The sequence below is a fragment of the Paenarthrobacter sp. 22069 genome, assembly GCF_052046035.1.
Classification (GTDB): Bacteria; Actinomycetota; Actinomycetes; order Actinomycetales; family Micrococcaceae; genus Arthrobacter.
Genome location: NZ_JBQEQF010000007.1, coordinates 114,804 through 137,653, shown reverse-complemented (window position 1 = coordinate 137,653; position 22,850 = coordinate 114,804). Strand labels below are relative to the sequence as shown.

The window sequence follows — 22,850 nt, the reverse complement described above, 5'->3', positions numbered from 1 at the left end:
TCAGTACCCCTGCGCGTCCAGCAGGGCGTCTTCCTCTTCCTCGGCCGTCGCCTTCTTCCGCTTGCGCGGTTCCGGCCGGCGGCGGGCGGCAGGGACGGCGGAGTGGACGGTGCCATCAGGCAGCACCTCTTCCTCATCTTCTGCGTCGATCGCAGCGTTGCGCGCCTGCTGCCGGGCCGCGTAGCCGAAGCCCACGAACATCAGGACCCCGAAGGCGAACCACTGCAGCGAATAGGACAGGTGCGTTCCCTCGTCCGTGGACGGTTTGGGAAACGCCACGGGCATCTCCGCCGCCGGGGGCGTCTCCGAAGCAAGCTGGCCGTACGCGCCCGTCATCAAGGGATAACCCAGCTGCGCGGCATAGGTGGGTAGGTCGATGGATGCCAACTGCCCCTCGGGCGCCCCACGCTGCAGTTCCGGCTCGCCATGCTTCAAACGGACGACGGCGGTCACCTCACCGGTAGGAGGGGCCGGCACGGAGTCAGGACTGCCCGGATTCCTGTTTCCGATGGGCAGCCAGCCACGGTCGATCACGACGGTTTCGCCTGTGGCCAGGCGGAAGGGGACCACTACCTCGTAGCCGGGCTGCCCGTTGAGCGGGCGGTTGCGGACGATCCTCTGCCCGGCGGCATCGTACGTGCCCTTCAGCTCAACCTGTGTCCATTCCTTGGCCGGGTCCAGCTGGGCGAACTGGTCGCGGGCCTGGGCGAAGGGAATGGGCGTTGCCGAGTAGTTGCTCACCACGCGGTTGATTTCGGCGAGGGTCTCGGCGCGGCGGTCCATCTGCCAGCGGCCCAGGAAGACGCATGCGGTGGCAAAGACGGCGGCCAGCAGGAGATAGCCCAGCCACTTGCTGGAAAAGAGGAAACGGTACATTCAGATGTCCTGCTCCATGGAATCCGCGCCGCCCAGGTCCAGGGCGCGGGTTTCCTTCCACAGGCCACGGGTCTGCAGGTAGTCTTCCAGCCACTCCCGGTGCTCGGGGCAGGCCAGCCAGCTCTTGCGCCGCTCGGGGGAGTGGATTTTGGGATTGTTCCAGAGGAGCTCCCAGGACGCCTGGGCGCGGCATGCCTTCCGTGAGCACATGGCGCCGGTTTCCGATGACAGGTCGGAACCCGCTGCGAAATCGAAGATGCTCATGGTGCCTGCCGCTCCTCTTCCGGTTCTGTTTCCTCGTCCTTGACCAGTTCGCCCTGCAGCACGGCACTTCCCGGTTCGTCGCCGCTGTCCTGCTGGACGGGGCTTTCTATTTCGGCCAGGGGAGCGGAGTCCAGCAGCAGGTCGCTTGGCGTTTCGGCCTTGTCGCTGCCGTTGGCGATCACCACGGCAATCCAGGGCAGGAAGACCGCGCCGGCCACCGCAATAATCTTGAACCAGCCGTCAACCACGAAGATCATGATCAGGCACACCATGCGGATGCCCATGGCCAGGGCATATTTGATCATCCGCTGGCGCATGTCTTCCGAGTGCGCGCCTGCAGCGTCCGTAATGCTGTGGACCTCGCTGTCGCCCGAGAACCGGCCCGGTTCTTCGGGCGCGGAATGTCCCGCATGGTTTTCAAGGGTCACGGTGATTGATCACGCTCCAAAGGCTTCCCTTAATTCTCGCACCATCGGCAGTGCCACCCAAACCCGATATGCAGTCTGCGGCGAAGGATGTGCCGCTGCCGCTAAGATCGGAGGCAGCCCAAACCACACCCTTCCTACCGCGGCGCAGCCTGCCGCAGAACAATGGAGCCCTCTATGACTGAAACAGCTTCCGCACCCCGCAGCGTCCTGGTCACCGGCGGCAACCGCGGAATCGGCCTGGCCATCGCGGAGGCATTCCTTGCCAACGGCGACAAGGTGGCGGTAACTTACCGCAGCGAAACCCAACTGCCCGAGGGAATCCTCGGGGTCAAGGCGGACGTCACCGATGAGGCATCCGTGGACGCTGCCTTTAAGGAAGTGGAAGCTGCCCACGGTCCCGTGGAAGTCCTGGTGGCCAACGCCGGCATCACCAAGGACACCCTGCTGCTGCGCATGAGCGAGGACGACTTCACCTCCGTTATCGACACCAACCTCACCGGCGCCTTCCGCGTCATCAAGCGGGCGTCGAAGGGAATGATCCGGCTCCGCAAGGGCCGCGTGGTCCTCATCTCGTCGGTTTCCGGCCTCTACGGCGCACCGGGCCAGATCAACTACTCCGCGTCCAAGGCCGGCCTGGTGGGCATCGCCCGATCGCTGACCCGGGAGCTGGGTTCGCGCGGCATCACCGCCAACGTGGTGGCTCCGGGATTCATCAACACGGACATGACCGCAGAACTGCCCGAAGCCACCCAGAAGGACTACCTTTCCAGCATCCCCGCCGGACGCTTCGCCGAAGCCTCCGAGGTGGCCAACGTGGTCCGCTGGGTCGCCAGCGACGAAGCCGCCTATATCTCCGGAGCCGTCATCCCGGTGGACGGCGGCCTGGGCATGGGCCACTGACCACTGCCTGACCACCCTGCAGGAAACCAGCCGGCGGACCCTTATTTGTGGAGGTTGGACAACGGATTCGGCCATCGCCGCTGGCATGATGGACTGCAGACCACACCGACTTAGACGTTTCGAACAAAGGAAGCATGCATGGGACTGCTGGACAACAAGACAGCCATTGTCACCGGATCATCCCGGGGCATCGGCGCGGACGTAGCCAAGATCCTCGCTGCGGAGGGCGCCGCCGTCGTGGTGAACTACCGCCAGAAGGCGCCCCGCGCCAACAAGGTGGTCCAGGGCATCGAAGCCGCCGGTGGCCGCGCCGTAGCCATCGGCGCCGACCTCACCACCCAGGAAGGCGTGCAGGCACTGGCCAGCGCCGCCATGGAGAACTTCGGGTCCCTGGACCTCCTGGTCCTGAATGCCTCGGGCGGCATGGAGACCGGCATGGGCGAGGACTACGCCCTCAAGCTGAACCGCGACGCGCAGATCAACATGCTCAACGCCGCCGTTCCGCTGATGAAGGAGGGCTCCCGCGTGGTGTTCGTCACCAGCCACCAGGCGCACTTCATCAACAGCGTTCCCACCATGCCCGCCTACGAGCCGGTGGCCCGCAGCAAGCGCGCCGGTGAGGACGCCCTGCGCGAACTCATCCCCAACCTGGCGGACAAAGGCATCTCCCTGGTGGTTGTGTCCGGCGACATGATTGAGGGAACGGTCACGGCCACGCTGCTGGACCGCTCCACGCCGGGCGCCATTGAGGCCCGCCGCGCTGAAGCCGGGAAGCTGTACTCCGTGGAGGAGTTCGCCCAGGTAGTGGCAGGCATGGCGACGGCCGACGTCGAGTCAGGCCACACCGAATACGCCGGCGGAGCCGACTACTTCGGCAAGGGCGCCCGGGAGGCTTCCAACTAGCAGCAGCGCGCAGAGGGCCCCCTCGCCGGGTAATCCGGCGGAGGGGGCCACTTTGCTTAAGGCGTTATGGGGGTCATACCCCGGCGACGTGGCGGACCGCGTCCAGGTACGGCATGTTCAGGGCGGCATCGGCCACGGCGCGGACGGCCGGCTTGGCGTTGAACGCCACCCCGATCCCCGCGGCGCCCAGCATGTCCAGGTCATTGGCGCCGTCACCCACGGCAATGGTGTGCTCGAGCGCAATGCCCTCGGCTGCAGCCCACTCCCGCAGGTACTTTTCCTTGGCGGCCCTGTCCACCACGGCGCCGAGGACCCTGCCGGTCAGCACGCCGTCGACGATTTCCAGTTCGTTGGCCTGCCAGTAGTCCAGGCCCAGGTCCCCGGCGATCGGCTCAAGGACCTGGTTGAAGCCGCCGGAGACAACAGCCACGGTGTGGCCTGCGGCCTTGAAGGCGGCTACCAGCTCATCGGCCCCTTCACTGAGCTTTACTTCGTTGCGGACGGAATGGACGACGTCGGCGGGCAGCCCCGCGAGCACCGCCACCCGGGCGTGCAGGCTCTGGGCGAAATCCAGTTCCCCCCGCATGGCTGCTTCCGTAACGGCGGCCACTTCCTCCCGCTTCCCGGCATAGGCGGCCAGGAGCTCGATGACCTCCTGCTGGATCAGGGTGGAGTCCACATCCATGATGAGCAGCTTCCGGGATGCTGCCCGAAGCGCGGCCGGGACCAGGGCGGTATCAAAGCCCGGGTCCGACGCTTCCGCGACTGCACGACGGAGCGCGGCCAGGCCTGCGGCGGTTGCGTCCTGCAGGGCCAGGTCAAGGACCCGGACCTGGTACCGGTCGTCGCCGGAGGCGGACTCGGACAGCACCTGGGCGCCATGCGCTGCAAGGGTGGAACGCAGCTGGTCCAGCCCGGTCGGGGTCACATTCAGGCCATAGCTGACCGCAGTCACGTTCGAAGTCATGCCTGCAATCTTAGTCAGCGGTGGTCGGGTCGCTTGAATTCGTTGCGCGCCCGCCGCCGCCGGCCGTTAGGCAGCCTTCACACCGGTTATCAGTCACCTTCCGTTTTGTCCTAGTGTCTACTCCTATGAGTGATGTTCTGGAACTGGACTCCGTCAGCGTTGTCCGTGGCAAGAAGACCCTGCTGGACAACGTTGACTGGCAGGTCAACGAAGGCGAACGATGGGTCATCCTTGGCCCCAACGGCGCCGGCAAAACCACCCTCCTCCAGATCGCGGCAGCCCGCCTCCACCCCAGCAGCGGCACCGCGGGCATCCTCGACGAAGTCCTTGGCCGCGTTGACGTCTTTGAACTCCGGCCGCGCATCGGCCTTTCCTCGGCCGCCCTTGCCACCCAGATTCCTGAGCACGAGAACGTCCTCAACGTGGTGGTCACCGCCGCCTACGGCGTCACCGGCCGCTGGCGTGAAGGCTACGAGCGCGACGACGAACGGCGCGCCTTCCGGCTCCTGAACGACTGGGGCATGGGCCCGCTGCTGAACAGGACGTTCGCGACGCTGTCCGAAGGCGAGCGCAAGCGCGTCCAGATCGCCCGGGCCCTCATGACGGACCCCGAACTGCTGCTCCTGGATGAGCCGGGCGCCGGGCTGGACCTGGGCGGCCGCGAGGAACTGGTCCACAAGCTTGGCGAGCTGGCCCGTGATGAGGCAGCGCCGGCCATGGTGCTGGTTACGCACCACCTTGAGGAAGTCCCGCCTGGCTTCACGCATGCCATGCTCCTGCGCGACGGCAGCGTCGTCGCGGCCGGCCCCATCACGGGGGTCCTGACGGAAGAGCACCTGAGCACCACCTTCGGCCTGCCGCTTGCGGTCACCGAAAACGCGGGACGCTACACCGCCACTGCCCGCCGCTAGTACGGGCCTGCGCTAACTGCCGTGGAACTCTTCAGCAGCATCATTGTGTTCATCGCCGGTCTGTGGGCCGGCACCATCAACGCGGTAGTCGGCTCGGGCACCCTGGTCACTTTCCCCGTGCTCATCACGCTCGGCGTAGCCCCGGTCGTTGCCTCCATGAGCAACGCCATGGGCCTGGTGGCCGGTACCGCCGCCGGGGCCTTCGGCTACCGCCGGGAACTCGCCGGCCGGGGGCGGCAGGTCATGCGGCTGCTGCCGGCGTCGGTCCTGGGCGGCATCTCCGGGGCCTGGCTGCTGCTGCACCTGCCCGAGAAGGTCTTCCACTACGTCGCGCCCGTCCTGCTGGTCCTGGCCCTGCTGATGGTGGTGTTCCAGCCACGGCTCCAGGACTGGGTGCGCAACCGCGAGGCCAATCCCGAACACGCCGTCCGGGACAAGCGCCACGGCCTCCTCCTGCTGGTGCTGGTCTACCTGGCCGGCGTGTACGGCGGCTATTTTGTCGCTGCGCAGGGGATCCTGCTGGTGGGCATCCTTGGGGTGTTCCTCACCGGCACCATCCAAAACGCCAACGCCATGAAGAACATCCTGGTCCTCGGCGTGAACATGGTGGCCGCCATTTCCTACCTGCTCTTCGCCTTCGACCGGATCAACTGGCTGGTGGTGCTGCTGATCGCGGTCAGTTCCACCATCGGCGGGCTCCTGGGCTCGAAGGTGGGCCGGAAGCTTTCGCCGCGGGTGCTGCGCGCGGTGATCTTCAGCCTGGGCATCGTGGCCCTCGTCGTGATGATCGCCAACCTGCTGAAATAATCACCCGGTGACCTTCCACTACCTCGAATCCGCGGACGATCCGCGCGTCAGCGACTACACCACCCTGACCGACGTGCACCTGCGGAAACTCCGCGAACCGGCGGAGGGAATGTACATCGCAGAATCCTCCCGGGTCCTTCGCCGCGCCCTGGCGGCAGGCCACCGGCCGCGCTCTTTCTTCCTCGCCGAGAAGTGGATGGCGGACCTTGAGGACGTCTTCCAGGCGTATCCGGACGTGCCTGCCTTCATCGGTTCCGCAGCCCTCCTGGAGGAAATCACGGGCTTCCACCTGCACCGCGGCGCCATGGCAGCCATGCAGCGCCCCGCACCGGTGCCGCTGCCGGACATCCTGGCGGGGGCCCGCCGGGTGGCCGTGCTGGAAGACATCGTGGACCACACCAACGTGGGCGCCATTTTCCGGTCAGCGGCTGCCCTGGACATCGACGCTGTCCTGGTGTCGCCCCGCTGCGGCGACCCGCTGTACCGGCGCAGTGTCAGGGTCAGCATGGGCACGGTGTTCCAGGTACCGTGGGCTCGCCTGCAGGACTGGCCGGGAGACCTCCAGGTACTCAAGGACCACGGCTTCACCGTGGCAGCACTGGAGCTGACGCCGGGCGCGGAGGATGTCGACGCCGTCGCCTCGCGCAACGTGGACAGGCTGGCCCTGGTGCTTGGCACCGAAGGCGCAGGCATGAGCGCGGAGACCCTCGCCGCCGTCGACCTCGCCGTGAAGATCCCCATGCGCAACGGCGTGGATTCGCTCAATGTGGCGGCGGCCTCGGCTGTGGCGTTCTGGGAGCTGCGCGCCCGGGCCTGAGCGTCCTCCGCCGGGTGGAGCGCCCGTTCGTCAGGCCACTCCGCATCGGCTATGATGGATAGCTGGTTGTCCTGCTTTTTCAGCTTCGGCTGATGCGACAGCGGCCAGCCATCCCATTCATACCTGGCAACTGGCAAAATCCAGCTGCGCGAACAAAGGTCCAATTATGAAGTCTGATACCCACCCGAAGTACGAAGCTGTTGTCTTCAACGACCTGGCCTCCGGCACCAAGTTCCTGACCCGCTCCACCGTGTCTTCCAACAAGACCATCGAGTGGGAAGACGGGAACACCTACCCGGTCATCGACGTCGAAATCTCTTCCGAGTCCCACCCGTTCTACACGGGCAAGCAGCGCATCATGGACTCTGCTGGCCGCGTCGAGCGCTTCAACGCTCGCTTCAAGGGCTTCGGCGGCAAGAAGTAATTCCCTTCGCCCAAGCTTGTTGCAGAAAGCCCGCACCGGTCACGGTGCGGGCTTTTCCGCGTTAACGGGCTCCCGGATTTCTGGGGCAGGATGGGACGTATGACCGATTCATCCATTCCTGCCAACCACACCACCGGCCAGCGCCTGCACGGCGAGTACAAGGTTCCCGGCGGCAAACTGGTGGTGGTGGACGTCTCGGTGGTGGACGGGGCTCTGGCCGACGTATCCGTCAGCGGCGACTTCTTCCTTGAGCCGGACGAGGCCCTGGAGGACATCAACCGGGCGCTCACCGGGTTGCCGGACTCCACGCCTGCCGCCGACCTTGCCAGTGCCGTCACCGCCGCCCTGCCCGCCGGTGCTGTCCTGTTCGGCTTCTCTGCCGACGCCGTGGCGGTGACCGTCCGCCGCGCGCTGGCCAAGGCAACGTCGTGGGGCGACCACGAGTGGAACATCATCGCACCCACGGTGCTGCCCACCCAGATCAACGTCGCCCTCGACGAGGTGCTGACCGAGGCCGTCGGCGCCGGGGAGCGTACCCCCACCCTGCGGTTCTGGGACTGGCAGGAGCCGTCCGTGGTCATCGGCAGCTTCCAGTCCGTGCAGAACGAGGTGGACCCCGGCGGCGTCGCACGGCACGGCATCAATGTGGTCCGGCGCATCAGCGGTGGGGGAGCGATGTTCATGGAAGCCGGCAACTGCATCACGTACTCGCTCTACCTGCCGCAGACCCTGGTGGACGGGCTGAGCTTCGCCGACTCCTACCCCTTCCTGGACGCGTGGGTCATGGCGGCGCTGGAACGCCTCGGCATCAATGCCTTTTACATCCCGCTGAACGACATTGCCACGGACCAGGGAAAGATCGGCGGCGCAGCGCAGAAGCGCCTGGCCAACGGCGGCATGCTCCACCACGTCACCATGAGTTACGACATCGACGCCGACAAGATGGTGGAGGTCCTGCGGATCGGCAAGGAAAAGCTGTCCGACAAGGGCACCCGCAGCGCCAAGAAGCGGGTGGATCCGCTGCGCCGCCAGACCGGGCTGGCCCGGACGGCGATCATCGAGGCCATGATGGACGTTTTCAGCGAACGGTACGGTGCTACGCCGTCCACCTTGGCCGGCCATGAACTCGCCGCGGCAGAGGACCGGGTGGCGGCCAAGTTCGGCACCGAGGAATGGCTCTACCGGGTTCCGTAAAACCATGCCTTACCGGGTTCCCCAGACCCGTCGATTGCTCCGTAACTGTCGTTTTGGGCAGGGAAAACGACAGTTACGGAGCAACCGATGAGTGGTGGGCCCACGACCGCAGGGTTCCCTGGCCGAGCGCAGCGAGGTTAGGGGGCCGGTTGGGGAACGACGGCGGCCTGCGCCGTGAGTGCCCGCAGCAGGTGGCTGCGCTGCTCCACGATGATCCGGCGGAGTGCGTGCGGTGCGTCCGGGTTGGCGGCCAGCCAGGCATCGGTGCGCCGGACCACAGGGTGGCCTTCCGGCCGCATGCCGTCCGCCAGGTCCTGAGCGGCGGGATAAAGGCCGCGGACAATCCGGCTGGCGATCTCGATGCTGCGCCCATCCCAGACGCCCTGGAGGCACTCGAAATATGGCTCCACGTAGGGGGCCAGCAGTTCCGGCGGCGCGGTGGTGAAGCCGCTGATGGTGGCCGTGAGGAGCTGGTTGGACAGTTCATTACCGTGCACCGCCGCGTTCCACGCTGCATCCTTGACGGCAGCCTCCGGCCGGGCGGCCATCGCCGTGGCATGGCCGGCCCGGCCCGACGCGGTGGTGTCCCGCGCCAGTTCGGCATCAAGCTCGGCGGCGGTCGCCTGGCCGTTGGCGGCCAGTGCGTGCCACAGCTGCCAGCGCAGGTCGGCGTCCACGGCCAGGCCTGCCACCGGCGCCGTGCCGTCGAGCAGGCCTCGGAGCCGGGGGAGCGCGGCGCTGTCGTGCCTGCCCAGGGCGGCAAGGGTGCGGGCCCAGGCAAGCTGCGCGTCCGATCCCGGGGCGGCCCGGCCCAGTTCTGCGGCGGCAGCAGACATGAAGGTTGACCGCACGGTGTTCCTGGCGGCTGCGGGGGTGTAACGCTCAATGGCGGTGGCGGCGTTGTCCAGGATGTTCAGCAGGACACCGATGCCGGTCTCCGCCGGTGCGAAGGCGGCCACGGCGTCGACGTACTGCGCGGCAGGGCTTTCGCCGTCGCGGGCGGAGTTCCACAGTGCCGTCCAGCACAGGGCACGCGCCATGGGATCGGTGATGCGGTCCAGCGAGGCACGTACGGTAGCTTCTGACACCGGATCCAGCCGCACCTTGGCGTAGGTCAGGTCGTCATCGTTGACCAGCAGGAGCGCGGGCCGCGGCCGGCCGGCAAGCTGGGGGAGTTCAGTCCGGGCACCGGCCACATCGGTTTCCAGGCCCGCGGTCCGCACCAGCGCACCGGAAGCGTCAAAGTCGTAGGAACCGACGCGGAGGCGGTGCGGGCGCAGCTCCTCCCGTCCCGTGACGGGGTCCACCGCTTCCTGGACGATCACCACCTGCCCCGGGACGCCGTCGTCGTCCGTTGCTGTGCCCCCGGGCGCAATGTCCACGGAAAGCGTGGAAATCCCCGAGGTCTGCAGCCACTGCCTGGCCCAGCCGGACAGGTCGCGGCCCGAGGCCGCCCCCAGGGCCGCCAGGAGGTCTTCGAGCGTCGTGTTTCCGTAGGCGTGCGTCCGGAAGTACTCCCGGGAGCCGGCGACGAAGGCGTCAAAGCCCACGTACGCCACCAGCTGCTTCAGCACCGAAGCGCCTTTGGCGTAGGTGATGCCGTCGAAGTTCTGTTTTGCCGCCTCAAGGTCCGGGATATCCGCCACGATGGGATGCGTCGTGGGCAGCTGGTCCTGGAGATATGCCCAGGCTTTGCGCTTGTTGGCGAAGTTGACCCAGGCGGTGTCCCAGTCCGTGGCCCGGTCGACGGCGAGCGTTCCCATGTAGTCGGCAAATGATTCCTTCAGCCACAGGTCATCCCACCACTGCATGGTCACCAGGTCGCCGAACCACATGTGGGCCATCTCGTGCATCAGGGTGTTGGCCCGCCCCTGGTACTGCGCGTCGGTGGCACGGGAGGTGAACACGTAGCTTTCGGTGAACGTGACCAGCCCGGGGTTCTCCATGGCACCAAGGTTGTATTCGGGGACGAACGCCTGGTCGTACTTGCCCCACGGATACGGAAAGTCGAAGAGCCGGTTGAAGAAGTCCAGGCCCCGCTTGGTGAGGCGGAACAGTTCTTCCGTGTCGAAGGATTCCGCCATGGATGCCCGGCAGTACAGGGCCAGCGGCACGTCCAGCCGGGCTCCGTCGTCGAGCGTGCCCTCCCAACGGTCCTCGGCCTTGAAATAGGGCCCGGCCAGGATGGTGGTGATGTAGGTAGACATCGGCAGCGTGGTGGCGAAGTCCCAGCATGCCGTGGCAGGGTCGCTGGTCAGCAGCGTGCGGTTCACCTCGGCCCCATTGGAGGCCACCTGCCACCCGGCGGGGGCCATGACATGGAATGTGTAGGTGGCCTTGAGGTCCGGCTGTTCGAAGTTGGCGAACACCCGGCGGGCGTCGGCCGGTTCGTATTGCGTGTACAGGTAGCACTGCCCGTCCGCGGGATCCACGAACCGGTGCATGCCTTCGCCCGACCGGCTGTACAAGGCCGTACCGGTGACGGTGACCTGGTTTTCGGCCCGCAGGTTGTCCAGCCGGATGCGTGCACCGTCCACCACGTCCTCCACGGGCAGGCCCCGGCCGTTGAGGAACACGCTGTGGACATCCCCGGCAATGAAATCCAGGAACGTGCTGGCACCGGGTTCGGCCGTAAAGGTGATGACGCTGCGGCTCGTGTAGCCGGGGACGGCAGGATCGGCGGCCTGGCGCACATCCAGGGAGACGTCGTAGCTGGTGGTGCTGATCAGGGCTGAACGTTCGGCGGCTTCGCGGCGCTGCAGATTCTCATGTGACACCCGGCTATCTAATCACGGCGCTGTTTCATCGGTTCAGCGCACAATCAGGAAGGCGGCCCCTAGGCCCAGCACGGCTATCAGGAGCCACGCGGCCAGGGCGGCAAGCACAGCCTGACCCCCGGTGTGGAGCAGCGTCCGGATGCGGACCGCCGAGCCCAGCCCGAACAGCGCCGCGCCCAGGAGGATATCCTGCGCCATGGCGCCGGCGTCAAGCCAGCCGGGGGCCAGCCAGCCGGTGGAGCGCAGCGCCACCATGGCCACGAACCCGACGACGAACAGCGGCACCACCGGCGGCATCTTCGATGAGGTGCCGTCCGCGGCGCCAAGGGCGCGGACGCCCCGGCGGTGGTGGATCCCCGCCAAGGCGGCGACGGGCGCCAGCAGCAGCACGCGGGTGAGCTTGACGACGACGGCGATCGCCAGGGCAGCGGTTCCGGCGGTCTGCGCCGTGGCCACCACCTGGCCGACGTCGTGCACCGACGCTCCGGTCCAGGCCCCGAAGACCGGGGCGCTCAGGCCCAGTGGGTGCGAGAGCAGGGGCAGGACGCCGATGGCCAGCGTCCCGCAAAGGGTCACCAGGGCCACGGGCAGGACGGTGTCGGCATGCCGGATGCGGCGGACGGCGGCGACGGCACCGATGGCGGATGCACCACAGATGGAGAATCCCGTGGCCACCAGCAGCGAGGTCACCGGCGGCAGCCGGAACAGTCGTGCAATGGCGTAGGTGCCGCCGAAACTTGCCGCCACCACGGCCACGATCAGGACCAGCGCCAGCCAGCCAAGGGCCAGGACGTCCCCGATGCCCACCTTCAGGCCCAGGAGCACAATCCCGCCGCGCATCAGGTGCTTGCCCGCGACGTCCAGGCCCGGCCTGGCCCGGCCCCCGGTCCAGCCGGCCGCTCCCGGCAGGTTGGCGGCGAGGACTCCCAGGACCACGGCCATGGTCATGGCGGGCAGGGCGGGCAGCAGCCCGTGCACCAGGAACGCCGCCGCCACTGCAACTGCGGCAGTCACCAGGCCCGGGACCAGCCGGGCCGGCCCATGGCGGGAACTGCCGTGGCCCGGCGTTGGGAGGCTGTTGCTGACTGGCACTCACCTACTGTGCCCGACGGTGCCCGTAAAGTACGAACCGGGCCATTGGCGCCAACACGCCAGAATGGATGGCAGTAATGAATTCGAAACAAAAAGATGGTTGGCTATTGGACATGTCAGACCTATTCCAGGATTACTCCGAGGCCGCGGGCCGCACCGGGGCCTACGACGAGATGTTTGCCCCCGGGCAACAGGCCAGGGAGTCGTACGGGCAGGTGGCGGAGGCGCTCCGGAAGCTTTCGCTGGCGGACGTCAGTGCCCGTGCTGACTCGATGGCGCGCACATTCCTGGACCGCGGCGTGACGTTCGACTACGCAGGCGAGGAGCGGCCCTTCCCGCTCGATATTGTCCCCCGGGTCATTCCCGCGGCGGAGTGGGATGTGCTGGAGAGCGGCGTGGCGCAGCGGGTACGCGCCCTGGAAGCCTTCCTCAACGACGTGTACGACAAGATGACCGTGGTGTCCGATGGCGTGATCCCGCGCCAGCTGGTGACCACCAGTGCCCACTTCCACCGCCAGGTCCACGGCTTCGAGCCGGCAGGCGGGGTCCGGGTGCATATCTCGGGCATCGACGTCGTCCGCGACGCCGCCGGGACCTTCCGGGTCCTGGAAGACAACGTCCGGGTACCGTCCGGCGTCAGCTACGTCCTGGAAAACCGGCGCGCCATGGCCAAGGGCCTGCCGGAGGCCTTCGGCCAGCAGCTCATCCGGCCCGTGGAGGAATACCCACGCCGGTTGCTGTCGGCCCTGCGCAAAACCGCACCTGCCGGCGTCGACGATCCCACCGTGGTCGTCCTGACCCCGGGCGTGTTCAACAGCGCCTACTTCGAGCACACCCTGCTGGCCGGCCTCATGGGCGTTGAGCTGGTGGAGGGCCGCGACCTGATCTGCCGCGGAAACCGCGTCTACATGCGCACCACGGCCGGCGAGCAGCGCGTGGACGTGATCTACAAGCGCATCGATGACGACTTCCTGGACCCGCTGCAGTTCCGGTCCGATTCCATGCTCGGCTGCCCCGGCCTGGTCAACGCTGCCCGCGCCGGCGGCGTCACCATCGCCAATGCCGTGGGCAATGGCGTAGCGGACGACAAACTGGTTTACAGTTACGTCCCTGACCTGATCCGCTACTACCTCAGCGAGGAGCCCATCATCGCCAACGTGGACACCTTCCGACTCGAGGAGAAGGAAGCCCGGGAATATACCCTGGACAACCTCGCGGACCTGGTGGTCAAACCGGTGGATGGTTCCGGCGGCAAGGGCCTGGTGATCGGCCCGGACGCGTCCAGTGACGAACTGGACGCCCTCCGGCAGCGGATCATCGCCGATCCCCGTGGCTGGATCGCCCAGCCGGTGCTGCAGCTCTCCACCGTCCCCACGCTGGGGGGTGACAAGTTTGGTCCCCGGCACGTGGACCTTCGGCCTTTTGCAGTTAACGACGGCGACAACGTCTGGGTGCTCCCGGGCGGCCTGACGCGTGTGGCGCTGAAGGAAGGGTCCCTGATCGTCAACTCCAGCCAGGGCGGCGGCTCCAAGGACACCTGGGTCCTGGCCAATTCGCCCCAGATGCCGGTGGAAACCGTTCCCCGCCAGTCCGTCACGGTCCGTGAACGGGTTTCCGTGTGGCCGGTGGAAAGCAACTGGCGTGACCGTCAGTCGGAGCAGCAGCAGTGACCCGGACACTTGTGGCCGCCGTCGTGCATTTTTTTGACAACGTCCCGGTCGCGCAGGAGGTAGCCGCGAATGCTTAGCCGAATTGCCGAGTCCCTGTTCTGGATCGGCCGCTATGTGGAGCGGGCGGACGGCACTGCCCGCATCCTCGACGTGCACCTGGAACGCCTGAACCACCTCCCCATGGAGGAGCGCAAGAGTGTGGCCCAGGAGCTCCTGGCCGTCATGGGCGCCAGGCCGCAGAGCGAGGACTTCGGCCTGCCCGAACTCCTCCATGCCCTGGCCTACGACAAGACCAGCGCCACGTCGATCGCTGGCTCCCTGGGCGCCGCCCGGGAAAATGCCCGCCGGGCCCGCGAAACTGTGTCCTCCGGACTGTGGGAGAGCCTGAACACCACGTACTACGGGCTGAGCCAGCACCGCAAGGACGTGGTGGGGACCTACCGCTTCTGCAACTGGACCCTGGAACGCACCGCCATGGTCAGCGGCCTCGCCGACACCACGGTGAGCCATGACGAAAGCTGGCTGTTCCTGGTCCTGGGCCGTTCCCTTGAGCGCGCCGACATGACCGCCCGCATGCTGTCCACCCGCGACGTGCTCTCCGCCGGCATGTCCTGGGTGAACATGCTGCGGTGCGCCGGCGCCTACGAGTCATTCCTCCGCACCCGCCGCGCCGCGTTCGGCGACCAGCACGCAGCCGAATTCCTGCTGCTGGACCGCCTCTTTCCGCGCTCGATCGTTTACGCACTGCGGGACGCCGACGAATGCCTGGCCAAGCTGGACCCCTCGGCCCAGCGGGTGGGATTCATCAACGACGCCCGCCGCATTGTGGGGCAGGCCCGGACCTTCCTCGAGTTCCACAGGACGGACGACCTCATGTCCGAACTGCCCGAGCACATGGAGCGGGTGCAGAAGGCCGTTTCCCAGGCCTCGGACGCCATTTCCCGTAAGTACTTCAATCAGGCGGACGAACTTGCCTGGGTGGGAGAGCTGTCATGACCCGGCTGAGCATCGTCCACAGGACTGCCTACAAATACAACAAGCGCGTGACCCTGTCCTACAACGAGGCCCGGATGACACCGCTGACGGACTCGCAGCAGGTGGTCCTGGAATCGGTAGTGAAGGTGTCACCGTCGCAGGCAGCAGTCAGCACCTACCGCGACTACTGGGGGACCAGGGTCACGGCCTTCGACATGCAGATGCCGCACGAGAACCTCGAGGTGGTCTCCAACATCACGGTGGAGGTGCACCGCGCCGGGAAGATCCCCGCGGAAGCCGACATCGTGGGCTGGGACGTCCTGCGGTCCCCGGAGACGCTCGACGCCTTCAGCGACTGGTTGCCGCAGTCCCGGCTCAGCGGCCCGGGCGGCGAAGTCCTGGACATCATTCCTGGCGTGGTGGCCGGAAAGAACCCGCACGAGGCAGCCATGGCAGTCTTCGCGTGGATGCGCGGCGAGATGACCTACATGTCCGGCTCCACCGCCGTCACCACCAACGCCGAAGAAGCCTGGTCCCAGCGCCAGGGTGTGTGCCAGGACCTGGCCCACCTGGCCATCGGCGCGCTGCGCAGCTGCGGTATCCCGGCGCGCTACGTTTCCGGCTACCTGCACCCGCGCTCCAGCGCGGGCATCGGCGAGACCGTGGCGGGGCAGTCGCATGCGTGGCTCGAGTGGTGGGACGGCGAGTGGCGGAGCTGGGATCCCACCAACCATAAGCCGGCCGGCGACTTCCACGTCACGGTGGCCAGGGGCAGGGACTACCGCGACGTGTCGCCACTGAAGGGCATCCTGTCCGGTGGCGGCGGGTCGGCGCTGAACGTCAGCGTCGAGATCACCCAGCTCGCCTGAGGCTTATTCCGGGGCGGTCCTGGCCGAGCTGCTGATCTGGGTCCACCAGGTCATGGGGTCGGTGACCTTGAAGCGCCGGCCCGTGATCGAGTCCGGTGTGATGCGGACAAACGCATCCTTCCGCCCGGACTGCCACGGGAAAAGGTACAGGCGCGAGGTTTCCAGCACGTCCTCGGTGCTCTTGACCAGGGCGGCGGTGCCCTTGATCACCACGCTCCACGCCAGTCCCGTGTCAGGGTCCACGCCGTCGGCCTCCACGGCGACGGCGGCGTCCTCACCAGTGGCCGCGGAGAGTTTGGTGCCCTGGCCTGTGCGGAAGACCACGGTGCCGCCGTCCACCGTGTAGTTGACCGGAAAGATATCCGGGCGCCCGTCCGCCAGCACGGCTAGCCTGCCCACGGAGACAGTCCTCAGCAAAGCCCAGCATTCGTGGTGTTCCAGGTTCTCCACCTGCGGAGATGACTCGTTGCTCATGCCGTGAGCATACGCCCTTCACCAGGGACTGGGCTTGTAATCCTTCAGGAAGACACCGTACTGGTCCTCACCCTGTTCGCCCATAACGATGGGGTCGTAGACCCGGGCCGCGCCGTCCACCAGGTCCAGGGGAGCGTGGAAGCCTTCCTCCATGAGCCGGACTTTGGTGAAATGCGGGCGTTCGTCCGTGATCCAGCCCGTGTCCACGGCCGTCATCAGGATGCCGTCCGTGTCCAGCATTTCCTGGGCACTGGTGCGCGTCATCATGTTCAGGGCCGCCTTGGCCATGTTGGTGTGCGGATGCCCCGGCCCCTTATAGGCGCGGGAGAACTGGCCTTCCATCGCCGAGACGTTCACGATGTACTTCCGCCGCGCCATAGAACGTTGCATGGCACCACGCAGCCGGCTGACCAGCAGGAAGGGCGCCGTGACGTTGCACAGCTGGACCTCCAGCATCTCCAGCGGATCCACTTCGTCCACCACCTGGGTCCAGCTGTTGATGGTGGCGACATCCGGAACCAGGCCGCCGGCGTCGATTGCCGTTCCCGAGGCGATCCGTTCCAGAGAGGCGGATCCGGTCGACAGGGCGAGGGATGTGATGGCATCCCCGGCCAGGACAGGGTGCTCCGTGACGCTGCCGGCGAGTGCCAGCGGGTGCTTGTCGTGGGCATGGCCGAAGGTCAGCAGCTCGGGGCCGCCGTTCGCCTGCTCCAGTGCTGCGGGCAGCGGTTCGTCCTCGGCGTCCACCAGCGGCTTGTACGCGTTGCCGGAGCGCCGGACAGTCTGGGCAGCATTGTTGATGATAATGTCCAGCGGCCCGGCGTCGTTAAGCGAGTCCGTCAAAGCCATCACCTGCGCGGGATCGCGCAGGTCGATGCCGACGATCCGGAGCCGGTGCAGCCACTCGCCGCTGTCCTCCATTGCGGCGAAGCGGCGGGCGGCGTCCTTGGGGAAGCGGGTGGTGATGGTGGTGTGTGCACCGTCGCGCAGCAGCCGGAGCGCAATATACATCCCGATCTTGGCCCGGCCGCCGGTGAGCAGTGCCCGCCGGCCGGTCAGGTCCGTGCGGGCGTCACGCTTGCTGTGGCTGAAAGCCGCGCACTCGGGACAGAGCTGGTGGTAGAAAGCGTCCACCTGGGTGTAGTGCTGCTTGCAGATGTAACAGGGCCGGGACCGGATGAGGTGCCCTGCGACCTTGCCCGTGGCGGACGGCGCCAGCTTGTTGCCCCGGGTTTCGTCATCGATCCGGTCCGGCGCCGCGGTGGCCGTCTGGGCGATGACGGCGCGGTCGGCCTCTGCGATCGAATCGCGCTTGGTGACCCGGCGGTGGCGCTTGACGGCTTTGAACATCTTCCCGGTGGCTCGGCGCACCGAGACGTAGTCCGGGTGCTCCTCGTCGTAGGCGTGGATGGTGTTCAGGACCTTGAGGCAGGCCTGGATGTCCTCAGGGGTCAGATGGGGGGAGCTCATTGGGAAAATTTTACAGCGTACGCCGCAGGCCGGGTCACCACCAGTGGTGACCCGGCCTGCGGGATGCCTTGGGAAGGATTTCGCCGGGGTTAGAAAACCCGCGCTCCGGGCGTGGCTTCAGCTGCCGCGGCGGCGTGGGTGCCCGCCACCTTGTCCACGGTGTCCCGCACGTCCGGGTACTGTTCGGCGGCCGCCTTCACGCCGCTGGGCAGCAGGCTCAGGTGCTTTGCGGCCAGCTGCCGTTCCTCGTCACCGGGTTCCGGGACTAGCTGGCCCTTGGCGAGGACGGTGATGCCGGATTCGGTGACCTTGAACCCGCGGGCACGGTCCAGGTCCGGGTCCAGTCCGATGGCCGCACCGGCGGGTACCTTGACGTTCTTGTCCAGGATGGCCCGGTTGATCACCGCTCCTTCACCCACCTGCACCTTGTCCATCAGGACGGAGTCAATAACCCGGCCGCTGGTGGCCACGTAGACGTCATTGGACAGCACGGAGCCCTCCACCACGCCGCCGGAGATCACCACACCGCTGGAGACGATCGAGTCCAGGGCCGCGCCCACGGTGTTGTTCTGGCCGCGGACGAACTTGGCCGGCGGGGAAATGCTCTGCCGGGTGTAGATGGGCCACTCGGAGTTGTACAGGTTGAAGACCGGCAGCGGGGAGATGAGGTCCATGTGGGCGTCATAGAACGAATCGATGGTGCCCACATCGCGCCAGTAGGTGCGGTCGCGCTCGGTGGAGCCGGGGATGTCGTTGAGGGTGAAGTCGTAGACCCCGGCCTCGCCGCGGTTCACGAAGTAGGGAATGATGTCCCCGCCCATATCGTGCTTGGTGTCCAGTCGCTCGGCGTCAACGTGCAGCGCGTCCACGAGGGCGTCGGCGTCGAAGACGTAGTTGCCCATGGAGGCAAGGAACTGGGACGGATCAGCGGCCAGGCCGGGCGTGGAGGACGGCTTCTCCACGAACGCGGCAATCTTCTGCGGATCGTTCTGGTCCACCTCAATGACACCGAACTGGTCGGCCATGTGCAGCGGCTGCCGGACGGCCGCCACCGTGGCCTTCGCACCGCTGTTCACGTGCTGGGCCACCATCTGGGCAAAGTCCATGCGGTAGACGTGGTCGGNCCACCACCACAATGTCCGGGTTGGCGTCGTGGATGAGGTTCAGGGACTGGTAGATGGCGTTGGCGCTGCCCAGGAACCAGCTCTTGCCCACGCGCTGCTGCGCCGGCACCGAAGCGATGTAGTTACCCAACTGGGTGGACATCCGCCACGTCTCGGAGATGTGCCGGTCGAGGCTGTGCGACTTGTACTGGGTCAGCACCACGATCTGCAGGTAGCGGGAATTCACCAGGTTGGACAGCGCGAAGTCGATAAGGCGGTAGCTGCCGGCGAAGGGCACGGCGGGCTTGGCCCGGTCTGCCGTCAGTGGCATCAGTCTGTTTCCCTCGCCACCTGCGAGGACAATGGCCAGGACTTTTTTCGTTAACGGCATGATGGTCGCTCCTGTACGCCTTCGTAACTCCCCAAGACAGTCCGGTACGCCCGGACCCCTTCACACTAGAACAGTTATGCGTGAAGGACTACCTTGGGTCTTGTGCGAATAGACATTGTGACTAAAGAGTTCCCGCCGGAGATCTACGGTGGCGCCGGGGTGCATGTGGCCGAATTGAGCAGGGTGCTTAGTAAGCACGTTGACCTGCAGGTTCGTGCTTTTGGTGCTCCCCGCGATGCCGATTATCATGGCGCGACGGTGACGTCCTACCAGGTCCCGGAGGACCTGGGCGGGGCCAATGCCGCTGTGCAGACGCTGGGTGTGGACCTGCGCATTGTGCCGGACGTGCAGGGCGCTGACGTTGTCCATTCGCACACCTGGTACGCCAACATGGCCGGCCATTTGGCCTCCCTGCTGCACGGAATTCCGCACGTTCTGAGCGCCCACAGCCTGGAGCCGCTGCGGCCGTGGAAGGCTGAACAGCTGGGCGGCGGTTACGCACTTTCCTCCTGGGTGGAGAAGACGGCCTACGAAGCGGCCGCGGCGATCATCGCCGTGTCCGAAGGCATGCGCCAGGACATCCTGCGCAGCTATCCCAATGTGGATCCCGCAAAGGTCCGCGTGGTCCACAACGGCATCGACGTGGAGCTTTGGCAGCGTGATGAGAATGACGACGCCGTCCGAGCCCTGGGGATCGACCCCACCAAGCCAAGCGTCGTCTTTGTGGGCAGAAACACACGCCAGAAGGGCGTTCCGTACCTTTTGCGGGCAGCGGCAAAACTTCCCGCCGACGTCCAGCTGGTGCTGTGCCTCGGCGCCGCGGACACCCCGGAATTGGCTGCCGAAACAGCGGCGTTGATCGAGGACCTCCAGAAGCAGCGCACGGGCGTGGTGCTCATCGAGCGGATGCTGCCGCGCCATGAACTGATCCAGGTCCTCAGCCACGCCACCGCGTTTGCCTGCCCCTCCATCTACGAACCGCTCGGCATCGTCAACCTGGAGGCCATGGCCTGCGGCGCTGCGGTGGTGGCCAGCGCCACGGGCGGCATTCCCGAGGTAGTGGACCATGGCCGCACCGGACTCCTGGTGGACCTGGAACAGGTCACCGACGGCACCGGTACGCCCCTGGACCCGGAAAAGTTCGTCAAGGAATTCGCCGCCGCCCTCACCGAAGTGGTGTCCGATCCCGAACGCGCACGCGCCATGGGACAGGCCGGCCGCGAGCGCGCCGAGAAGCACTTTTCCTGGGAGTCGATCACCGAAACCACCCTTGAGGTGTACCGTTCGGTGCTGCCGGCCGCCCGCTGACCGAACTGCCCACTGACCGAACTGCCGCTCTCGAGCGTCCGGGGTGTTGGACAAGTACAACCACGACGGCGNCGCCGTCGTGGTTTCACCGTTTGGCTGGGCGGCGGCTGGTCAGCCCTTCTTTGGCCCTGCTGCCCGGGCGATCAGGAACTTCTCCTCCACGGGGACATGCCCGCTGGCCCGCTCGCTGCGGAAATATGCCCTTGCCTCGTCCTGCCGGGCCTTCTCGGCGCCCGTGGCGACGGCTGCCCGGATGTGCTCTTCGCCGTACCCGAAGGCATCCACGAGGTCCAGGGCGTGGGGGCGGATCTTCTCCAGCAGCCGGTTGATGTAGCCTCCCACGGTCCGCGCCCGCTGCATGGAGAGCCGGCCGTTCATCAGGTACCAGGACAGGTTCTTCTCGATCAGGGACAGGCCGAACAGGTCGCGGAGCCAGGTGAGGATGGTCTTGGTCCCCGGGTCCGTGACGTTCTCCAGGGCTTCCGTGAAGGCTTCCCATTGCAGCAGCTCTGCGTGGGCCTGGGCCGCGTCGATGAGCTCGTTCTGGTGGCGGTTGAACAGGGCGGCACCCTTGTCCTGGGGCAGCCGCTTGCTGCCCTTGAGGGCTGCACCCGCCTCGGCGACCATGGTCTGCACCCTGTCAGTGAGGAGGGCACGCTGGGCTTCCTCGTCCCGGAGGGCGATCGCAGCCTTCTGGACTGAGCCGGTGTCCGCCACGAACTGGGCCACCTGGCGCAGGCCCGTGCGGTGGACAGCAGCGCCGGCCGCCTGGTTCACCACATAGCGGGCCAGTACCCCGAAGTCGACGTTACGGAATTCCTTGGCGTAATCGGCCAGCAGGCGCTTGGCCACCAGCTGCAGGAGCACGGTGTTGTCGCCTTCGAAGGTGGCATAGACGTCCAGGTCCGCGCGGAGTGAGGCGAAACGGTTCTCAATCAGGAAGCCCGCACCGCCGCAGGCCTCGCGGCATTCCTGGAGGGTATCCAAAGCGTGCCAGGTGCTCAGAGGCTTCAATGCCGCTGCCAGCGTCTCCAGATCCTGGCGGTCGGCGTCGGTATCGTGGGCGCCCGAGAAGACGTCGTCGAACTTCTGCAGCAGCTGCTCATGGGCAAAGCCGGCGGCGTAGGTGGTGGCGAGCCGCGTGAACAGCCGGCGCTGGTGCCGCTGGTAGTCGAGCAGGACTTCCTCGTCCGTGTGCGAGGAGGCGTTGAACTGGCGCCGTTCCGTGGAGTACTGGATGGCCGCCTTAAGGGCCACCTTGGACGCTGCGACGGCGGCTCCGTCCAGTGAGACACGTCCCTGGACCAGTGTTCCCAGCATGGTGAAGAAGCGCCGGCCGGGGCTGGCAATGGGGGAGGTGTAGGTGCCGTCAGCATCCACATCGCCGTACCGGTTCAGGAGGTTGGTCCTGGGAATGCGGACATTGGTGAAATGCAGCCGGCCGTTGTCGATGCCGTTCAGGCCGCCCTTGATGCCGTCATCCTCGCCGCCGATCCCGGGCAGGAACTCCTTGGTGCCGGGGTCCCGCAGGTCAACGTAGAAGGCGTGCACCCCGTGATTAACCCCGCGGGTCACCAGTTGGGCGAACACGACCGCGCCGAGTCCGTCGATGGCCGCGTTGCCAATGTAGTCCTTCCAGGCGGCGCGGAAGGGGGTGTGGATGATGAACTCTTCAGCCTCCGGGTCGTAGGTGGCGGTGGTGGCGATGCTTGCCACGTCCGAGCCGTGGCCCGTTTCCGTCATCGCGAAGCAGCCCGGGATCTCCAGGTTCATGATTCCCGGCAGCCACGTGGCGTGGTGTTCCGCTGTCCCCAGGTGCATCACGGCGGATCCAAAGAGACCCCACTGGACTCCGGCCTTGATCTGCAGCGAAGGGTCTGCCACGACCAGTTCCTCGAACCCCGCGATGTTCCCGCCGTGGTCGTCAGAGCCGCCCAGCCTGGTTGGGAAGGCGCGGTGCACGGCTTCGTTGTCCACGAGGTACTTGAGTTGGCCGAACACCCGTGCACGGTGCTCCGTGTGTGTCAGCCCCTCAATCTTGTGAAGTTCGGGCCTGGCTGCCAGCTCCCGCGCCTGGAGCCGGACATCGGCCCATTTGCCGAGCAGCTGGCGGCTCAGCGCTTCGACGTCGACGGCGGGGGCGGGTGCGGCGCCCTGGGCGCCGGCGGCTGCCGGGGGTGCTGCGGGCCGAAGCCCTTTGCGGGCGGGGCGGTCCACTACGTCAGTCATG

The 22,850-nt window shown here is 66.6% G+C and carries 20 protein-coding genes and 1 pseudogene; 11 read left to right on the top strand and 10 right to left on the bottom strand.

Features of this window, described 5'->3' with window-relative positions; genetic code table 11:
* Genes ACTJK0_RS07720 through ACTJK0_RS07710 form a run of 3 tightly spaced genes read right to left on the bottom strand, consistent with a single transcriptional unit; the run spans position 1 to position 1,568 of the window.
* Entirely contained in the window at positions 1-876 is an 876-nt protein-coding gene (locus ACTJK0_RS07720) for an SURF1 family cytochrome oxidase biogenesis protein (RefSeq protein ID WP_440744786.1), read from the bottom strand.
* Positions 877-1,140, bottom strand: a complete 264-nt coding sequence (locus ACTJK0_RS07715; protein ID WP_440744785.1) for a hypothetical protein — start codon at positions 1,138-1,140, stop codon at positions 877-879.
* Complete coding sequence (locus tag ACTJK0_RS07710; RefSeq protein WP_440744784.1) at positions 1,137-1,568, bottom strand: DUF3099 domain-containing protein; 432 nt, start codon at positions 1,566-1,568, stop codon at positions 1,137-1,139. The genes ACTJK0_RS07715 and ACTJK0_RS07710 overlap by 4 nt, the downstream gene beginning before the upstream one ends.
* 174 nt (positions 1,569-1,742) lie before the next feature.
* Here ACTJK0_RS07710 and ACTJK0_RS07705 point away from each other — a divergent pair, with 174 nt between their 5' ends.
* A complete protein-coding gene (locus ACTJK0_RS07705) occupies positions 1,743-2,468 on the top strand; it encodes a beta-ketoacyl-ACP reductase (RefSeq protein WP_110543049.1) in 726 nt (241 codons plus the stop codon).
* A 138-nt stretch (positions 2,469-2,606) separates the two neighbouring features.
* A complete protein-coding gene (locus ACTJK0_RS07700) occupies positions 2,607-3,371 on the top strand; it encodes an SDR family oxidoreductase (RefSeq protein ID WP_440744783.1) in 765 nt (254 codons plus the stop codon).
* A 73-nt stretch (positions 3,372-3,444) separates the two neighbouring features.
* On the opposite strand, the gene serB is transcribed toward ACTJK0_RS07700, so the two are convergent.
* The gene (gene serB / locus ACTJK0_RS07695) at positions 3,445-4,338 is read right to left on the bottom strand and encodes a phosphoserine phosphatase SerB (RefSeq protein WP_110543045.1); all 894 of its coding nucleotides are present in this window, start codon (positions 4,336-4,338) and stop codon (positions 3,445-3,447) included.
* A gap of 125 nt (positions 4,339-4,463) precedes the next feature.
* Here serB and ACTJK0_RS07690 point away from each other — a divergent pair, with 125 nt between their 5' ends.
* From ACTJK0_RS07690 to ACTJK0_RS07670, 5 genes are all read left to right on the top strand, one after another.
* A complete protein-coding gene (locus ACTJK0_RS07690) occupies positions 4,464-5,249 on the top strand; it encodes an ABC transporter ATP-binding protein (RefSeq protein ID WP_110543044.1) in 786 nt (261 codons plus the stop codon).
* 21 nt (positions 5,250-5,270) lie between these two features.
* Positions 5,271-6,056, top strand: a complete 786-nt coding sequence (locus tag ACTJK0_RS07685) for a sulfite exporter TauE/SafE family protein (protein ID WP_110543043.1) — start codon at positions 5,271-5,273, stop codon at positions 6,054-6,056.
* 7 nt (positions 6,057-6,063) lie between these two features.
* Entirely contained in the window at positions 6,064-6,873 is an 810-nt protein-coding gene (locus ACTJK0_RS07680) for a TrmH family RNA methyltransferase (protein WP_110543042.1), read from the top strand.
* 166 nt (positions 6,874-7,039) lie between these two features.
* Positions 7,040-7,297 (top strand): type B 50S ribosomal protein L31, encoded by a 258-nt coding sequence (locus tag ACTJK0_RS07675; protein WP_018771158.1) that lies wholly within the window; start codon positions 7,040-7,042, stop codon positions 7,295-7,297.
* A 99-nt stretch (positions 7,298-7,396) separates the two neighbouring features.
* Positions 7,397-8,491, top strand: coding sequence for a lipoate--protein ligase family protein (locus ACTJK0_RS07670; RefSeq protein WP_440744782.1), 1,095 nt, complete (start codon positions 7,397-7,399; stop codon positions 8,489-8,491).
* 137 nt (positions 8,492-8,628) lie between these two features.
* On the opposite strand, the gene pepN is transcribed toward ACTJK0_RS07670, so the two are convergent.
* Positions 8,629-11,268 carry an aminopeptidase N gene (gene pepN / locus ACTJK0_RS07665; protein ID WP_440744781.1) on the bottom strand — a complete coding sequence of 880 codons (2,640 nt, stop codon included), beginning with the start codon at positions 11,266-11,268 and terminating at the stop codon, positions 8,629-8,631.
* A gap of 33 nt (positions 11,269-11,301) precedes the next feature.
* Complete coding sequence (locus ACTJK0_RS07660; RefSeq protein WP_440744780.1) at positions 11,302-12,360, bottom strand: YeiH family protein; 1,059 nt, start codon at positions 12,358-12,360, stop codon at positions 11,302-11,304.
* A gap of 113 nt (positions 12,361-12,473) precedes the next feature.
* Between ACTJK0_RS07660 and ACTJK0_RS07655 the strand changes: the two genes are divergently transcribed.
* The 3 genes from ACTJK0_RS07655 to ACTJK0_RS07645 all read left to right on the top strand — a co-directional run bounded on the left by ACTJK0_RS07655 (position 12,474) and on the right by ACTJK0_RS07645 (position 15,874).
* Entirely contained in the window at positions 12,474-14,030 is a 1,557-nt protein-coding gene (locus ACTJK0_RS07655) for a circularly permuted type 2 ATP-grasp protein (RefSeq protein WP_110543038.1), read from the top strand.
* Positions 14,031-14,099: 69 nt separating this feature from the next.
* Positions 14,100-15,026: an alpha-E domain-containing protein gene (locus tag ACTJK0_RS07650; RefSeq protein WP_043455889.1), complete on the top strand. Its 927-nt coding sequence runs from the start codon at positions 14,100-14,102 to the stop codon at positions 15,024-15,026.
* Positions 15,023-15,874: a transglutaminase family protein gene (locus ACTJK0_RS07645; protein WP_440744779.1), complete on the top strand. Its 852-nt coding sequence runs from the start codon at positions 15,023-15,025 to the stop codon at positions 15,872-15,874. Before ACTJK0_RS07650 ends, ACTJK0_RS07645 begins: the two co-directional genes overlap by 4 nt.
* Before the next feature lie 3 nt (positions 15,875-15,877).
* Here ACTJK0_RS07645 and ACTJK0_RS07640 read toward each other — a convergent pair whose 3' ends face one another.
* The 3 genes and pseudogenes from ACTJK0_RS07640 to glgC all read right to left on the bottom strand — a co-directional run bounded on the left by ACTJK0_RS07640 (position 15,878) and on the right by glgC (position 19,312).
* Entirely contained in the window at positions 15,878-16,348 is a 471-nt protein-coding gene (locus ACTJK0_RS07640) for a pyridoxamine 5'-phosphate oxidase family protein (RefSeq protein WP_110543036.1), read from the bottom strand.
* A gap of 18 nt (positions 16,349-16,366) precedes the next feature.
* Positions 16,367-17,818 carry an SDR family NAD(P)-dependent oxidoreductase gene (locus ACTJK0_RS07635; RefSeq protein ID WP_440744778.1) on the bottom strand — a complete coding sequence of 484 codons (1,452 nt, stop codon included), beginning with the start codon at positions 17,816-17,818 and terminating at the stop codon, positions 16,367-16,369.
* 89 nt (positions 17,819-17,907) lie between these two features.
* Positions 17,908-19,312, bottom strand: a pseudogene (gene glgC / locus ACTJK0_RS07630) (glucose-1-phosphate adenylyltransferase).
* A 102-nt stretch (positions 19,313-19,414) separates the two neighbouring features.
* Between glgC and glgA the strand changes: the two are divergent.
* Positions 19,415-20,620 (top strand): glycogen synthase, encoded by a 1,206-nt coding sequence (gene glgA / locus ACTJK0_RS07625; protein WP_110543033.1) that lies wholly within the window; start codon positions 19,415-19,417, stop codon positions 20,618-20,620.
* A 111-nt stretch (positions 20,621-20,731) separates the two neighbouring features.
* Here the strand turns inward: glgA and ACTJK0_RS07620 are convergent, their stop codons facing one another.
* On the bottom strand, positions 20,732-22,849 hold the full coding sequence (locus tag ACTJK0_RS07620; protein ID WP_440744777.1) for an acyl-CoA dehydrogenase family protein: 2,118 nt from the start codon (positions 22,847-22,849) through the stop codon (positions 20,732-20,734).
* Between the last annotated feature and the right edge of the window lies 1 nt (position 22,850).

Excerpts from the sequence above, each read along its gene's own strand:
- ACTJK0_RS07720 (WP_440744786.1), bottom strand. The coding sequence starts at position 876 with ATGTACCGTTTCCTCTTTTCCAGCAAGTGGCTGGGCTATCTCCTGCTG.
- ACTJK0_RS07715 (WP_440744785.1), bottom strand. The coding sequence starts at position 1,140 with ATGAGCATCTTCGATTTCGCAGCGGGTTCCGACCTGTCATCGGAAACC.
- ACTJK0_RS07705 (WP_110543049.1), top strand. The coding sequence starts at position 1,743 with ATGACTGAAACAGCTTCCGCACCCCGCAGCGTCCTGGTCACCGGCGGC.
- ACTJK0_RS07700 (WP_440744783.1), top strand. The coding sequence starts at position 2,607 with ATGGGACTGCTGGACAACAAGACAGCCATTGTCACCGGATCATCCCGG.
- serB (WP_110543045.1), bottom strand. The coding sequence starts at position 4,338 with ATGACTTCGAACGTGACTGCGGTCAGCTATGGCCTGAATGTGACCCCG.
- ACTJK0_RS07690 (WP_110543044.1), top strand. The coding sequence starts at position 4,464 with ATGAGTGATGTTCTGGAACTGGACTCCGTCAGCGTTGTCCGTGGCAAG.
- ACTJK0_RS07675 (WP_018771158.1), top strand. The coding sequence starts at position 7,040 with ATGAAGTCTGATACCCACCCGAAGTACGAAGCTGTTGTCTTCAACGAC.
- ACTJK0_RS07670 (WP_440744782.1), top strand. The coding sequence starts at position 7,397 with ATGACCGATTCATCCATTCCTGCCAACCACACCACCGGCCAGCGCCTG.
- ACTJK0_RS07655 (WP_110543038.1), top strand. The coding sequence starts at position 12,474 with ATGTCAGACCTATTCCAGGATTACTCCGAGGCCGCGGGCCGCACCGGG.
- ACTJK0_RS07650 (WP_043455889.1), top strand. The coding sequence starts at position 14,100 with ATGCTTAGCCGAATTGCCGAGTCCCTGTTCTGGATCGGCCGCTATGTG.
- ACTJK0_RS07645 (WP_440744779.1), top strand. The coding sequence starts at position 15,023 with ATGACCCGGCTGAGCATCGTCCACAGGACTGCCTACAAATACAACAAG.
- ACTJK0_RS07640 (WP_110543036.1), bottom strand. The coding sequence starts at position 16,348 with ATGAGCAACGAGTCATCTCCGCAGGTGGAGAACCTGGAACACCACGAA.
- ACTJK0_RS07635 (WP_440744778.1), bottom strand. The coding sequence starts at position 17,818 with ATGAGCTCCCCCCATCTGACCCCTGAGGACATCCAGGCCTGCCTCAAG.
- ACTJK0_RS07620 (WP_440744777.1), bottom strand. The coding sequence starts at position 22,849 with ATGACTGACGTAGTGGACCGCCCCGCCCGCAAAGGGCTTCGGCCCGCA.